This window comes from Halomonas sp. CnH100-B (assembly GCF_024124605.1).
GTDB lineage: Bacteria > Pseudomonadota > Gammaproteobacteria > Pseudomonadales > Halomonadaceae > Vreelandella.
Window position 1 is genome coordinate 232,120 of the sequence record NZ_JAMXRX010000004.1, and the last position, 13,908, is coordinate 246,027.

A 13,908-nucleotide genomic window follows, 5' to 3' on the forward strand; every position below is an offset into this window, starting at 1 on the left:
CAGCAATGTCGTTAGTGGGTACTGGGTTGACGGGTGGTCAGCAGCTTGGGTATCCACCAGGGAAGTACCAAAAGCAGTACCGCCGCCACCCACAACCCCAATGAGATTCCCGACTGCCAGAGGATGCCTACATCCCCCCCACTGATGGAGAGTGCGCGACGCAGGTTCTGCTCCATCAAGCCACCCAATACATAACCAAGGATGACGGGTGCTAAAGAGAAGCCCAGTTTGCGCAATAAATAGCCAAATACGCCAATGACCAGCATCAAGTAAATAGCAAACAGATCGGAGTGAAGTTGATACACGCCCACGAATGCCAAGATCGCAATGGCGGGCACCAGCACCCAACGAGGAATAGTCAGGACGCGAGCGAAGACACCAGCCAGCGGCAAGTTGAGCATCAACAAAACGATATTGCCAATGTACAGGGAAGCGATAAGACCACCGGCAACCTCAGGGCGCTCGGTGAACATCATTGGGCCAGGCGTGATGTTATAGAGCATTAAGGCACCCAGCAGTACTGCCGTCGTACCCGAGCCTGGAATGCCTAAGGTGAGCATGGGTACAAAAGAGCCCACCGCCGCTGCATTGTTGGCCGACTCCGGCGCAGCTAACCCGCGCATATCACCCGTGCCAAAGGTATTGTCCTTATCGGAGAGTCGCTTTTCAGTCGTGTAAGAGACGGCCCCAGCAACAGAAGCACCTGTCCCCGGCAGCACTCCGATGATAAAACCGATCAGTCCCGAGCGGATGATGGCCCCCTTACAAAACAACACTTCCTTGAGGCGCACGAAGACACGCCCGAGAACCGGTAGTTCCCCGTCGTTATCTTGACGCTGGGCATGTTCCAGCATCAACAGAATTTCACTAATGGCAAATAAACCGATGATCATTACGACGAAATCAATCCCGTCGTAAAGTTCGGGCATGCCGAAGGTGTAACGCAATACACCGCTGCCCGAGTCAATGCCGACAGTACCAATCAAAATCCCGAGGACGGCGCCAATCGCCGTTTTGATGGGGTCTTTACCCATCATCACCGACATGGACGAAAACGCGAACACCATGAGGGCAAAAAACTCTGCCGGGCCGAACAGCACTGCCACCTTGGCAAGCAGCGGCGCAAATAGCGTCAAACCTAGAATCGCAATGGTCGCACCAATGAAGGAGCTCACGGCTGATAGCCCAAGCGCAGGGCCTGCAAGACCTCGCTGCGCCAATGGGTAGCCATCCAAGGTCGTCATGACCGCTCCGGCGTCGCCCGGGACATTGAGCAAAATGCTCGACATGCGGCCACCATATTCGGCGCCGGTGTAGACCGCGGCCAACAAAATGAGCGACGACTCAGCGGGCAACCCTAGCGTATAGGCAAGCGGCATGAGAATCGCAATGCCGTTGATGGGGCCAATGCCTGGCAACGCGCCAAACAGCGTGCCTAGCAGCGCACCCAGCAACGCCAAGCCTAGATTGAGCGGGGTTAGCGCAACACCAAACCCGTCGATAAGGAAATCGAACATCGTAGCAACCCTTTAAAGAAAGGAGGCGAACCAGTAGCCAGAGGGCAAGCTGATCCCGAGGGCAGTGGTAAACAGAAAATAACCGACTACCGACATGAGGGCGCCGGTCATCAGTGCTTTCACCCAGGAGGCACCAAATAGCCTTGCCAGCGCGGTGACTGTCAGTAGCGATGAGACGATGAATCCCAGTTGTGTGAATAGCACGGCATAGGCCAACAGCAACGCCAGGACCAGCAGTAGCCGAAGGGCCAGCGCCTTATGAGGCCATTCACCATTCGGGCCCGGTCTAAAGACCATGACCAATGAAAGCAGCGCCAACACGATGGCGAGTACTATCGGGAAGGCCTTGGGGCCCACGGGTTCGTAGCTAAAAGTGGTTTTTAGCTGCATGGCCTGGACGGCGATGAACGCCGCCAGACCGATGAGCGCAATACCCAGCATTCGGTCGGCGGCGATTTTCATTGGGTCAGACCTACCTCTTCGGCTAAACCTTTAAACTCGGCAACTTGCTCTTGTACGTACCGATCGAAGTCGTCACCGAACCGCGCCATGGGGAACAAGCCTCGCGCTTCACGTAGCTCGGCGAAGACGGGGTCTTCCGCCAATTGCTGCATGCGTTCGACCCACGCCTGGTACGCTTCATCACTGACTTCCGGCCCCATGTAGTATCCCCGCCAGATCGGCCACTCCACGTCGTAGCCCTGTTCGGCCGCGGTCGGAATTTCTGCGTAAGGGCCATCCATGCGCTCTTCGGAAAGCGCTGCCAAAACGCGGATGGTCCCGCCTTCGAGCTGTGATCTCAGTTCGGACAGGTCGCCGGTGAATACCTGTATGTGGTTGCCTAACAGGGCCGCCAATGCTTCACCACCGCCTTCGAAGGCCACGTAACGGAGGTCTCTGGGTGACATGTCACCCGATTTCGCAATCAGGGCCGCCTTCATCCAGTCCTGGCTGCCGACAGTGCCACCGGCACCGAAAGCGATTTCGTTCGGATTCTCTTTCAGGTCCGTCATTAGCTCGCCCAGGCTCTGCCAAGGCGCATCGGCACTGACGACAATCGCGCCATAATCCACCCCCAAAGCCCCTAGCCAGCGAACCTCATCAGCGTCGTACTCGCCAAACTTGCCCAGCGCAAGGTTCACCGCAGCACCGGTGCTGGCCGCCACGATAAGGCCGGGGTCATCCGTACGCACGCCGTTGACATGGTTATAAGCCACTGCGCCGATACCGCCTGGCATGTAGCTCACCATCATGGGCCGACTGACTAATGCCGTCTCTTGAAGGCCGTTAGCCGCTAGGCGACACGTCAAGTCGTAGCCACCGCCAGGTTTAGCGGGTGCGATGCACTCGGTGGAGTCAGGAATGGCTTGCGCTTGTACTTGCCCTACCCACAAGGCACTACTCATCAAAGCGAGGCCAGAGGCGTAACGTAAGGTTGAGTTGAGCTTCATGACGAACTCCTGTTGTTTTATTGTATTCGGGAGCAGGAAAGCCTGAACCCGGTCATACTGGAACGACCCTCGCCATGTTAGGCAGACAACCTTTCATCAACCTGTCATTTACCTGATCACCTTTTGAGACTTTAGTCATATGCGTCTAATCATCGTCGAAGACGACCCGATGATCGCCCGCTCGCTGGATAATGCGCTAACGCCGCTGGGTAATAGCGTCGACGTTTTTTCCAAGCTCAAGGACGCACGCACGGCGCTACGCAATGACCATTTCGATTTGCTATTGCTCGACCTCGGCATGCCTGATGGCAACGGTCTTGAGCTGTTGGGTGAGTTGCGTGAACGGGGTGATAGAACGCCCATCCTGATCCTGACGGCACGAGACAGCATTGAAGATCGTGTCAAAGGGTTGGATTTAGGCGCAGATGACTATCTTGCCAAGCCGTTTTCGGTAGCGGAGCTTGAGGCCCGCGTACGCGCATTGCTACGCCGCAGCCAACAGCGTAACGATAATCGGCTAATATTAGGCCCTTTGTGCCTTGATCCAATGGCGGGAACGGCGACGCTCAATGGGGTGATGCTTGAATTACCCCGACGCGAACGACGCTTACTAGAAGGTCTTTTGCTGCACGCTGGCAGTATCGCCCCACGCGATATGCTAGAAAGCCGGGTATTCAGTTTTGGTGATGTCGGCTCTAATGCACTTGAGGTATACGTTAGCCGGTTACGCAAGCGTCTTCAGGGCAGCAGTTTACATATCCGCACGTTTCGTGGTCTGGGTTATCGGCTTGAGGAAACGTTAACGTGACCCAAGTGGCTGGCACGTTAAAGGCACATTTGGCTGTCTGGCTATTGGTGATGGTGACCGGGCTGGGTACGTTACTGCTGATGGAAGCTTATCGCTCTTCACAGCGCGCCGCCGAACGCGCTTACGATAGCCAGCTTGCCGCGGCCGCGCTAACAGTAGCCGACGCGGTTCAATGGGAAGGCCGCGTTCCTATCGTCCGGATTCCCCTCGCCGCGCTGCAGATACTCGCCACCTCCCATCAAGAGCGGGTCTTTTACACCGTGCTCGACCACGACGGTCGACGTATTTCAGATAACCTCGACATCGTCATTCCCAAGGCCGATCAGGCCGCGGCGGCAACCGCCCCGATCTGGCGGAATACGACGCAGGCTGGCACGCGGTGGCGGCTGCATGGGCGTGAGTACGACTCGGCTGGTTGGGACATTCAAGACCCGGTACAGATATGGGTCGGTCATACGACTGAAGGGCGACGCGTCTTGACCCACGAACTCTTCGAGCGCGCGATCCTTCGATTCGTCGCGATGGTACTGCTGGCCGCTATCTTAATGCTGCTGGCGATGCGGGTGGCATTAAAACCGATGCGGCAGTTGCGTCATCGCTTGAGGATGCGCCAAGCCGACGATATGCGCCCCCTCAATATTAAAGTGCCAGAAGAGTTGCGCGAGATGGTCGAAGCACTGGATACCCTGTTTAGCCGACAGCGCAAAAGCCGCGAAAACTTACTACGCTTTACAGCCGACGCTAGTCATCAGCTCAAAACGCCGCTGGCGGGTCTGCAAAGTACCAGCGAACTGGCGTTGCAAAGTCATGATCCCGACGTATGGTATCGCGCACTTTCTGACGTGCATGACGGCGCAAAGCGTACAAGCCGATTAGCCGGTCAATTGCTTAGCCTTGCGCGGCTTCGCCACATGGAAGAGGCAGACGAGTTCCAACCGATCAACCTCTGCGCACTACTCCGCGACAGTGTGCTCGAGTGGGCCCAGCGCGAAATGGCCGTTCGGCATGATTTGGGGCTCGCCGAGCTGCCCCGTGAGCCGATGATCGTGCAGGGGCAAGCCTGGGCACTGCGCGAGCTGTTGGGTAATCTCATCGATAATGCGCTGCGCTATACGCCACCGGGTAGCGAAATAACGCTAGGCCTTTACGCCAACGGCGATTGGCTCGTGCTGTACATCGACGATAATGGCCCTGGAGTCGCGCAGGAGGTGCGGCACCGATTACTACAGCCTTTCGAACGCGGCGGGCGTCAAGATACTCACGGCTCAGGGCTGGGCCTTGCCATTGTGGATAACATTGTTCAACGTCACGCGGCCACGCTCAAGATCAAAGAGCGCCTCCCCCACGGACTACGCATCGAAGTGCACTTTCAAAAGGCAGAGGAGCAAGTGTAATGCAGCGCGTATGGGTACTGGCCCTACTGGCGTGGGGTTCGCTTGCGTCCATACCCAGTCAGGCCGCCACGCCACTCGTGGTCGAAGCCGCCTTGGACCGCCAGATAGTCGCACCGCTGCTGGCCGCTTTCGAGCAGGCCCACCCGGGCATCGAGTTGAGCTACCGTGACCGGAGCACTTTGGAAGTGGATCGCTTAGTCGTGGCGGCCGACCCGCCGCCCGATGTGGTGATCAGCTCCGCCATGCCTTGGCAGATGAACCGCATCAATCAAGGCTACGCCCAACGATTGGACTCCGAGCTGGCCAACGAATGGCCCGAATGGGCGAAATGGCGTAATGAGGTGTTTGGGTTTACCTTCGAGCCGATCGTCATGGCCTACCGGCTCGATTTAGCGCGCCATATGCTGCCGCCACAAACCCATGCGGATTTACAGCGTCTACTGGATACCCAAAGCGATACGTTGCAAGGCAGGGTCACCACCTATTCGCCGTCAGAAAGCGGGATCGGCTACACGCTCTTTCAGCAAGATGCCCGCTATACCGACCGATTTTGGGATCTGGTCACCGCACTAGGCGCGAACGATACAAACCTCGAACCCAATACCCGAAAGATGCTTGAGGGGTTATCGGAAGAACGCTACTGGCTGGGCTATAACCTGCTGGGTTCCTATGCCATGGTGTGGGCCCAAGAACATCCCGAGGTGGTCGTCCAGGTTCCCCAGGATTACGCCCTGGTCGTGATGCGAACCGGCTTTATCCACCGTGATGCGCCCCATCCTCGAGCGGCGCAAGCCTTCATGAACTTCCTGCTCAGCCGAGATGGTCAACGTGTACTCGCAGCGCAAACCCCACTGTTCAGCGTCCGCCCCGACATCATAGGCCCCTATACGGCACAGCGACTCCGCGACCAAGTCGGCGACCGCCTCTACCCCATACCGCTTAATGCTTCGGTGCTTGCCTTCGTCGACCCTCAACGTCGCCGTGCTTTCATGGCACGCTGGGAACGTGAGTTTGAGCGTTCCCATGAGGGACCCCATTAAACATTATCGCTGAAACGTAGCTAGCTTGAAGTCGTGCCTTTTACGCGATCGGGGAAGATGAAATATATTTCATTATTGAAGTTACTGAATGCCTATTACTAAGACGAACGCTCAAAAACCAAAAAGCCCACGATCAACATCGTGGGCTTTATAAGAAATTCTGGCGCGCCCGGCAGGAATTGAACCTGCGACCTTCGGCTTCGGAGGCCGACACTCTATCCAACTGAGCTACGGGCGCTTTGGGTGCGTATCGTACCCGGGTGGGCGGGCTGTGTCTAGCGGCGGGGCGGTTTTAGGCCGCCTTGTGATTGACCGTTTTCCCTGCGGTGGTGCATGCTCTGGGGGCACTTTTGTACCTCTTAACCCCCCCCTTGGTCATATTGGGAACATAATAAATGAAAATATTTGCACGTAGTACGCTGGCACTGGGCATCTCACTGGCGTTGGTTAGCGCCGCGAACGCCAACGATTTTGCGGATATGGACCCGGTCACGCTGCGTTTGGCCCACGTGGTCAACGAGCAGGATGGCTTCCATATTGCTGCCACCAAGTTTGAAGAGCTGGTGGAAGAGCGCACTGATGGCAAAGTGAATATCGAGATCTTCCCCAACGCCTCGCTGGGCGATGAGCGCACGCTGCTGGAAGGCATGCAGATTGGCACCGTAGATATGGGCGTGATTACCAACGGGCCGGTGGCCAACTTTGTGGAAGAGATGGCGGTGTTTGAACTGCCGTTCCTGTTCCCCTCCCCCGAAGCCGCCTATGAAGTGCTGGATGGCCCCATCGGCCAGGAACTGCTGGATAAGCTGGCGGACGTGAACCTGAAAGGCTTGGCTTACGCCGAGCGTGGTTTCCGTAACCTGACCAACAGCGAGCGGGCGGTAAATTCCCCAGAAGACCTGGATGGCCTGCGCATTCGCGTGATGGAAAACCCGGTGTACACCGATACCTTCCGCGAGCTGGGTGCCAACGCGATTCCGATGGCGTGGACCGAAGCGCTCACCGCCATGCAGCAGGGCACCATCGACGGCCAGGAAAACCCGGTGAACGTGATCCACTCGTTCAAACTGGATGAAACCCAGACCTACATGACGCTCTCTCGCCACACCTACGCCCCGGCGATTTTTGTGATGGGCATGCCCGCCTGGAACCAGCTCCCCGAAGCCGCCCAAGCGGTATTGGAAGAAGCCGCCCAGGAAGCCGCCGAGCATGAGCGCCAAGTGAACGCGGATATGGAAGCCGAACAGCTGGCAGCACTGCGCGAAGCAGGCATGGAAATTAACGACACCCCGGATATGGAAGCCTTCCAAGCCGCCGTTGCGCCGGTGTATGAGAAGTACGGCGAGCAGTTCGGTGACTACCTGCCGCGTATCCAGGAGGCGCTGCAACAGTGATGTCGTTTGCACAGCCTCTTTTGACGCTGCTGCAACGCATTGAACGCGGGCTGGATGCCATCATCCAGCCCGTGGTGTTTGCGGGCATGGCGGCTTTAATTGGCGTAATCACGCTACAGATCGTTTCGCGGGTGCTGTTCAGCGCCGTGGGCTGGACCGAAGAGGTCGCGCGGTTTCTGCTGGTGTGGATCACCTTTTTAGCGGGCACGCTGGCGTTTCAGCGCGGTCGGCATATTGCTGTCACCTTTGCGGTGGATGCCCTGCCACTGCCGCTGCGTAAGCTGGCCAGGCTCGCGGCGCTGGCGATTGTGGTGGCGTTTATGATCACGCTGATCGTGATTGGCTACCGCTATATGCAGGTGCAGAGCTTCCAGAAATCCGCCTCGCTGCGGCTCTCGATGACCTATGTGTATGCGGTGATGCCGCTCGCGGCGGGCATCATGGCATGGTACGCCCTGGTGGATATGATCGAGGTACTGGTGAACGGTGAGCCCACCGCCGCCGACCAGGAGGAGCCGCTATGACGCTGGTACTCTTTGGGCTGTTCTTTCTGTTTATGCTGCTGGGCGTGCCGATTGCCTTCGCGATTGGGGCCAGCTCGCTGTACGCGCTGTATCAATCCGGCGTGCCGCTGATGGTGGTCACCCAGCAGATGTTCCAGGGCATTAACTCCTTTGCCTTGGTGGCTATTCCGATGTTTATCCTGGCCGGGGATTTAATGGCCCAGGGCAAAGTCAGCGAGCGGCTGGTGAGCTTTGCCGATTCCCTGGTGGGCTTTATGCGCGGCGGGCTGTCGGTGGTGTCGGTCATGGCGGGCATGTTCTTTGCGGCTATTTCCGGCTCCGGTGCGGCTACTACCGCAGCGGTGGGTTCAAGCCTAGTGCCAGAGCTTAAGCGCAAAGGCTACGACCCCGCCTCAGCGGCTAGCCTCATTGCCGCCAGCGGTACCATTGGCGTGGTGATTCCCCCGTCGGTGCCGATGATTATTTACGCGGTGATTGCCCAGCAGTCGGTGTCTTCACTGTTTTTGAACGGCTTTTTGCCGGGGCTGGCGATGGGTATAGCGCTCATGGCCATTGCGATTACTCAGGCGTATAAACGCAAGTACCCGAAAGGTACGCCGCTCTCACTGGCCACTATTTGGCGCACGTTAAAAGCGGCCAGCTGGGGGCTGATGACGCCGGTGATTATTCTGGGGGGTATCTTCTCGGGGATTTTCACGCCGTCGGAAGCGGCTGTGGTGGCAGTGAACTACGCGCTGCTGGTGTCGCTGTTTGTGTATCGGGATTTAACTCTGCCCCAGGTGTATAAGCTGTTGATTCGCTCAGCGATGACCACGGCGGTGATCATGCTGGTGATTGCTATGTCGGCGGTGCTGAGCTGGACGCTCTCAAGCTGGCAGGTGCCCGGCGCGATTGCCCAGGCGGTACTGTCGCTCTCCACCAACCCCTACGTGATTATGCTGCTGGTAGTAGCGGTGATTCTGCTGACCGGGGTGTTTATCGAAACGGCCAGCGCTTTGATCATTCTGACCCCGGTGCTGCTGCCGCTGGTGCTGCAGCTGGGCATCGACCCGATCCACTTCGGGCTGATCATCGTGGTGGGGCTATCGATTGGCATGATTACCCCCCCCGTCGCGATCAACCTGTACGTGGCATCGTCCGTTACCCAACTGCCGCTTGAGCGGATTACCCGCGCCATTATCCCCTACTTGTTGGGGCTGATTGGCGTGCTGCTGCTGGTGGTTTACGTGCCCATACTGCTGGGCTGGTCGGGCTGAGGCGCCGCGTTAATCACCTCGCGGGCCGTGCGTAGCCCATCTATCGCGGCAGGGAAGCCGCAATAGGGCACGCACTGCAACAGCACCTCGCGGATTTGCTCTTCGCTACAGCCGTTATTCAGCGCCCCACGTACGTGTACTTTGAGTTCGTGGGGTCTGTTCAAGGCCACCAGCATGGCAATGTTAATCAGGCTGCGGGTGTGCCGCTCTAGGCCAGGACGGTTCCAGATATCGTTCCAACACTGCTGCGTCACTAGCTCCTGCATCGGCCAGCCAAACTCATCGGCTTGAGCCAACGCGGCGTCGACGTACTCATCCCCTAACACTTCGCGGCGGGTGGCTAACCCATCGGGGTTGAGCGCATCCCGCTTGCTCTGCAAAGAGCGCTCTGCTGAAGCATCACTGTTTGACGTCATGACTTAGCTCTCCTCTGCCAAGTTACGCCCTGGCGTGCCGGCATCAAACGCCAGCACGTTATCGAACGCATCGCCAAAGTAGAGCTCGTAGCTGTCTTTCTCCACGTAGCCCAGGTGCGGCGTGGCCAAGAAGTTGGGCAGCGCCAGCAGTGTATGCTCGATCACTGGCTCTTCATCGAATACGTCCACAGCGGCCATGCCGGGCCGCCCGGCTTTTAGCGCAGCCTCTAACGCGCCCGCCTCCACTAACGGCGCGCGGCTGGTATTTACCAGCACGGCCGTGGGCTTCATGCTGGCCAAATTCGCCGCTGTGACGATGCCGCGGGTTTCCGGGTTTAAGCGCAGGTGCAGGCTCAGCACGTCACTGCGCTCGAAAAACTCCTCTTGCGAAACCGCGACCTCTAGCCCTGCCGCTGCGGCCCGCTGGCGGGTGCCTTCGCGGCCCCATACCAGTACGTTCATTTCAAACGCTTGGCCGTAGCGGGCCACTAACTGGCCTATTTTTCCATAGCCAAATACGCCCAGCGTGCGCCCTTTCAGGCCGGTGCCCAGGGTGCGCTGCCAGCGGCCTGCCTTGAGGTTTTCCACCTCTTCAGGAATGCGCCGCATGGCAGAGAGCACCAGCCCCCAGGTCAGCTCGGCCGCCGCATAGGGCGATCCAGTGCCTGCCAGTACCACCACGCCGTGCTCGCGGCAGGCGGCCATGTCCACATGCGCCGCGCCGCCACCGGTTTGGCTGATCAGCTTGAGCTTAGGCAGCCGCGCCAGCAACGACGCGGTAATCGGCGTGCGCTCACGAATCAGCACCAGCGCATCGGCGCCTTTGAAGCGTTCAACCAACTCGTCTTCATCGCTCACGGTGTCGGTGTAAATTGTGACCTGGTGCCCCGCCAGCTTGGCGAAGGCATCGAGTTCACGCACGCAGTCCTGGTAATCATCGGGGATGACAATATGCATCAACGCGGCTCCTTGCTCGGTGAGCGCGCTAAAGGGCGCTCCCCTTTAGCAGCGTGGCTGAAATACCGCTGCCAGGCGAAGATCCCGACGATCACGGCGATGCCCACCACGTCTGTGGTGGCTTGGCCGTTAATCAACATCAACGCGGCAAACAGCAGCAATCCGCGCTCCACCCAGGAGCAGGGGCGAGCAAAGTAGCCTATCGTAGAGGCCGCCAAAGCAATGATACCCAGCACGCCAGAAGCCACCGCCATGGCGATTTCCAGCGTGGTTCCCTGCCCGAGCAGCGGCGGATGATAGACAAACATAAACGGAATCAGGAAGCCGCCCAAGGAAATTTTCGTCGCTGTCAGTGCGGTACGGAACCAGTGGGAGCCCGCAATCGCGCCGCCGATATAGGCCGCCAGTGCCACCGGAGGCGTTACCCCCGAAAGGATCGCAAAGTAAAGAATAAACAGGTGAGCAGAAAGACTCGGCAGACCCGCCTCGATAAAGGCTGCTGCGACCACCGATGCCGCCAGCATATACGCCGCCACGGTCGGTAAGCCCATTCCCAGAATAATCGCCACCACCATCGCCAACAGTAGCGTCACCAGCACATCGCCGCCGCTCACCATGACAATGAGTGAGGAGACTTTGAGCCCCAAGCCGGTCAAGCTGATCACCGCGGCAATGATCGCCACGCTGCCAATGATGACCGCAATCATCGCGGCGGTCATTGCCCCTGCTTCCAGCGCGGCGGGTAGTGATTTCACCCGCTCCCAGAGCGTACCTTGGCTACGCGGTGACACCAGGTACAGCACCATCGCGGTAAAATACGCCGCTACGGCTGCCGTGGTCGGCGTGTAGCGCAGCACGAGCATGGTGATCAGCACCACCAGCGGTAGCAGCAGGGTTTCGACATTGAAGAGCCCTTCACGCAGCGTCGGGCGCTGGTCTTTCGGGATCGGGTTCAACCCCAGGCGCTTCGCTTCGAAATGAACGCTCATCCAAATGGCGAGGTAAAACAGCAGCGCAGGAATCAGCGCAGCACTGATGATATCTAGATAACTTGTGGAGATGACGTCAGCCATCACAAACGCCGCAGCCCCCATGATCGGCGGCAGAATTTGCCCACCGGTCGAAGCAGAAGCCTCCGTCGCCGCCGCAAACCGCGGGCTATACCCATTTTTCTTCATTAAAGGAATGGTAAACACGCCGGTGGTGGCAACGTTCGCAGCCGTGCTGCCACTGATACTGCCAAACATGGCGCTACACAGCGTGGCGGCTTTTGCAGGCCCCCCCGCCATCCCCCCCGTAGCGGCGTTAGAGAGACGCATGAACGTGTCGCCACCACCCGTGGTCACCAGCAGCGCACCAAACATGATGAACACCACAATGACGGTCGATGAGGTTCGCATGAGGCTGCCGAAAATGCCAGTCGGCCCTAGATAGAACGTGGCGACCAGGTCATCCCAACGGAAACCGCCGTGCCCCCATACACCGGGTAAATGCTGCCCAAATGCAGCATAAGCCAAGGCAATGAGTACTAGGATGGGAAACGCCAAGCCAATGGCCCGTCGGCAGGCCTCTAGCAATAATAAAATCGCGCTCACACCGAACACGAGATCCAGTGTGGTGGGCATCAAATACCCCAGTTGGTAAATGATGCGGTCAAAGTGATAAACGTAATATCCGCTTATGACGACGCTCAACAGGATGGGAACGATATCGAACCACGGAATACGGTGGGTATCCCGTACACGGCAATGATACGCCAGGAAGATCAACGGCAGCGCAAATAGCAGGTGCACCGCGTTTTGTGTGTTCACCGGTCCCGTCACAGCGGTATAAAGATGGAAAATAGCCATCGCCACCGCCGCTGTGCGGGCCGCCATAAACCAGAAGCCGGTAAGCTGCCGCTTGCCTGCATCCTCCTGGTATTTTTCAACAACTGACTCTTTTGCGGTTTCCATGAGGGAACTCCCGCGCCACCGAACAAAGGGGAGGCTAGGCAGCGCGTCAGGCTAATAGCAAACTGCCCCGCCGAACGCGTCGGCGGAGCGCACGGGCGGGTTACTGCGCTTCAGGCGGAATAATGTCGGCGGGGATCTCCAGCCCTAATTCCTGGTAGTAGCGCAGTGCGCCAGCATGCAGCGGGAAGGTAGCGGTATCGACCACGGTTTGCGGGTCGACACTGCCCGCAGGTTTGAAGGAGGCGGCCACTTGGTCATGGTTTTCCCAGTAGGCTTTCGTCAACTCGTACACGGTATCGGCATCGAGATCCGTGGTGGTTGCCACCCCCATATAGATGCCTAGCGACTGTGCTTCGCTCATACCGGTGTATGTATCGGCAGGAATGATGGTGGGAGAGAGGAACGGTAATTCGGCAGTGACGGTCTCCACCTGATCGTCCGTCAGCGATAGCAATTGCAAGGGCCGTGAAGAGTGCACTTCGGTAAACAGAGGAATAGGCGGTACGCCGTTATAGCTGAAGCCGACCAAGCGGCCATCGGTCACACCCTCAGCGGCATCGTTGACTCGCATGCGCTGGAAGTCGGGCTCGATACCCAAAATACCAAACACTTGCTCTGTAATGTACTCGCCGCCCCCGCCGATGCTGCTAGGGTTGAAGCGTTCACCGTTTAGGTCTTCGAAGGTCTCAATATCGCTATCCTGACGTACCGCCCAGTGCATGGTGGAGGGGGCAATCCAATACACCAAGCGCACGTCTGGGTTGGCCATGTCGGCAAAACGACCCTCGCCGTTATACAGCTCGTAGCCCACCAAGGCTTCGGTGAAGGCTAGATCGAGTTCGCCGTTATTGAGGCGGATGGCGTTTTCGCGGGTGCCGCCCGTTTCGCGCACGGTAATCTCGTAGGGCGTATTGGCGCTAATCACGCGTGCCCCTTCAGAAATACCGAAAAACCAGCCGGTGCCGGTGGGTACGGAGCCCAAGTTGAGTGCGGTTTGGGCGTGGGCGGACGTGGCAGCGGTCAATGCGCTGACGGCCAACAAAGAAGCAGGAAGTACGTGGCGTAGTTTTAGCGTCATCATTGTTATGTCCTCAAAGCGTCGGGAAGCATGTTGTGATGTTGTGTGCTGTGGGAGGCCTTACCTGCACCTCTCCCGATAACCGAGTAAGCAAGGGGAGTTCGCTTAGCGGTCTCTA

Annotated in this window: 13 protein-coding genes and 1 tRNA gene; 6 read left to right on the forward strand and 8 right to left on the reverse strand. The window is 58.1% G+C overall.

Features of this window, described 5'->3' with window-relative positions; all coding sequences use genetic code 11:
• Positions 1-11 precede the first annotated feature (11 nt).
• Genes NH398_RS10680 through NH398_RS10690 form a run of 3 tightly spaced genes read right to left on the reverse strand, consistent with a single transcriptional unit; the run spans position 12 to position 2,968 of the window.
• Positions 12-1,517 (reverse strand): tripartite tricarboxylate transporter permease, encoded by a 1,506-nt coding sequence (locus NH398_RS10680; RefSeq protein ID WP_253018474.1) that lies wholly within the window; start codon positions 1,515-1,517, stop codon positions 12-14.
• A 12-nt stretch (positions 1,518-1,529) separates the two neighbouring features.
• Positions 1,530-1,979: a tripartite tricarboxylate transporter TctB family protein gene (locus NH398_RS10685; RefSeq protein ID WP_159343404.1), complete on the reverse strand. Its 450-nt coding sequence runs from the start codon at positions 1,977-1,979 to the stop codon at positions 1,530-1,532.
• Complete coding sequence (locus NH398_RS10690) at positions 1,976-2,968, reverse strand: tripartite tricarboxylate transporter substrate-binding protein (RefSeq protein ID WP_159343405.1); 993 nt, start codon at positions 2,966-2,968, stop codon at positions 1,976-1,978. Before NH398_RS10690 ends, NH398_RS10685 begins: the two co-directional genes overlap by 4 nt.
• Positions 2,969-3,107: 139 nt before the next feature.
• On the opposite strand from NH398_RS10690, the gene NH398_RS10695 reads away from it, so the two are divergent.
• Genes NH398_RS10695 through NH398_RS10705 form a run of 3 tightly spaced genes read left to right on the forward strand, consistent with a single transcriptional unit; the run spans position 3,108 to position 6,210 of the window.
• Entirely contained in the window at positions 3,108-3,776 is a 669-nt protein-coding gene (locus NH398_RS10695) for a response regulator (RefSeq protein WP_253018480.1), read from the forward strand.
• Positions 3,773-5,170, forward strand: coding sequence for a sensor histidine kinase (locus tag NH398_RS10700; protein WP_159343407.1), 1,398 nt, complete (start codon positions 3,773-3,775; stop codon positions 5,168-5,170). Before NH398_RS10695 ends, NH398_RS10700 begins: the two co-directional genes overlap by 4 nt.
• Complete coding sequence (locus NH398_RS10705; RefSeq protein WP_253018482.1) at positions 5,170-6,210, forward strand: ABC transporter substrate-binding protein; 1,041 nt, start codon at positions 5,170-5,172, stop codon at positions 6,208-6,210. Before NH398_RS10700 ends, NH398_RS10705 begins: the two co-directional genes overlap by 1 nt.
• A gap of 161 nt (positions 6,211-6,371) precedes the next feature.
• On the opposite strand, the gene NH398_RS10710 is transcribed toward NH398_RS10705, so the two are convergent.
• Positions 6,372-6,448, reverse strand: a tRNA-Arg gene (locus tag NH398_RS10710).
• A 157-nt stretch (positions 6,449-6,605) separates the two neighbouring features.
• Here NH398_RS10710 and NH398_RS10715 point away from each other — a divergent pair.
• Genes NH398_RS10715 through NH398_RS10725 form a run of 3 tightly spaced genes read left to right on the forward strand, consistent with a single transcriptional unit; the run spans position 6,606 to position 9,384 of the window.
• Positions 6,606-7,604: a TRAP transporter substrate-binding protein gene (locus NH398_RS10715; protein WP_253018484.1), complete on the forward strand. Its 999-nt coding sequence runs from the start codon at positions 6,606-6,608 to the stop codon at positions 7,602-7,604.
• Positions 7,604-8,128, forward strand: a complete 525-nt coding sequence (locus tag NH398_RS10720) for a TRAP transporter small permease (RefSeq protein WP_253018486.1) — start codon at positions 7,604-7,606, stop codon at positions 8,126-8,128. The genes NH398_RS10715 and NH398_RS10720 overlap by 1 nt, the downstream gene beginning before the upstream one ends.
• Complete coding sequence (locus NH398_RS10725; RefSeq protein WP_253018488.1) at positions 8,125-9,384, forward strand: TRAP transporter large permease; 1,260 nt, start codon at positions 8,125-8,127, stop codon at positions 9,382-9,384. The genes NH398_RS10720 and NH398_RS10725 overlap by 4 nt, the downstream gene beginning before the upstream one ends.
• Here NH398_RS10725 and NH398_RS10730 read toward each other — a convergent pair.
• From NH398_RS10730 to NH398_RS10745, 4 genes are all read right to left on the reverse strand, one after another.
• Complete coding sequence (locus NH398_RS10730; RefSeq protein WP_253018490.1) at positions 9,351-9,800, reverse strand: carboxymuconolactone decarboxylase family protein; 450 nt, start codon at positions 9,798-9,800, stop codon at positions 9,351-9,353. The two genes, NH398_RS10725 and NH398_RS10730, sit on opposite strands and share 34 nt — an antisense overlap.
• Positions 9,801-9,803: 3 nt before the next feature.
• Entirely contained in the window at positions 9,804-10,757 is a 954-nt protein-coding gene (locus tag NH398_RS10735; protein WP_253018492.1) for a D-2-hydroxyacid dehydrogenase family protein, read from the reverse strand.
• The gene (locus NH398_RS10740) at positions 10,757-12,712 is read right to left on the reverse strand and encodes a TRAP transporter fused permease subunit (RefSeq protein WP_253018494.1); all 1,956 of its coding nucleotides are present in this window, start codon (positions 12,710-12,712) and stop codon (positions 10,757-10,759) included. The genes NH398_RS10735 and NH398_RS10740 overlap by 1 nt, the downstream gene beginning before the upstream one ends.
• A 100-nt stretch (positions 12,713-12,812) precedes the next feature.
• Complete coding sequence (locus tag NH398_RS10745) at positions 12,813-13,793, reverse strand: TAXI family TRAP transporter solute-binding subunit (RefSeq protein WP_159343452.1); 981 nt, start codon at positions 13,791-13,793, stop codon at positions 12,813-12,815.
• Between the last annotated feature and the right edge of the window lie 115 nt (positions 13,794-13,908).